We start from the raw sequence: 543 nt of genomic DNA, 5'->3' as shown, positions 1-543 counted from the left end.
AATGCACCCGCAACCAGCACACAAGCAACAAACACTCAAAAACCGCCTCACAAACCTCCAAGTCACCCTTCCAGCCCCCTTTTCACCCTCCCCTCCATCGAGCCAACCTCCCCATGAGCAGCCACCACTCTTCTCCCTACTCTCTAGCCCCTTCTCTTCCATCGGAAGCCTGCCCACAAGCAACCAACCATCCCAAGCCACCTCATCAACAGCCACTACCTCAAAGACAACCGTCAGCTATCTAAAAACCAAGAGAGATACACACCTCTAATGCACTCTACTCCTTACCCCAATTACCACGCCACTTTTCGCCTCATCACACCCTTCACTTTACTCTCCAGCCCCTTCTCTTCTACCGGCAATCACCCCACAAACAGCTGTTTCCCAAAATCCTTCAATAAGAGCTAGCTCACCCTTCTCCCCACCCTTTCACTCTGCTCACCAATCCCTTTTCCCCAGCAACCAACCCATCTTCCTCCATCCATTCACCCTGTTCACCTGTCCTTTTTCCCCCACCGGCAATCAATACACCGACAGCCAACC

1 protein-coding gene is annotated in these 543 nt (G+C 52.5%); it reads right to left on the bottom strand.

What is annotated here, in order from left to right:
- Positions 1–216, bottom strand: a 216-nt coding sequence (locus tag ACFINO_RS10140; protein WP_375655696.1) for a hypothetical protein, incomplete at its 3' end; no start/stop codon positions are given.
- Positions 217–543: the final 327 nt, after the last annotated feature.

It is taken from the genome of Bartonella sp. AA83SXKL (genome assembly GCF_042196965.1).
Lineage (GTDB): Bacteria > Pseudomonadota > Alphaproteobacteria > Rhizobiales > Rhizobiaceae > Bartonella.
This window is presented reverse-complemented; position numbering and strand designations above follow the sequence as displayed.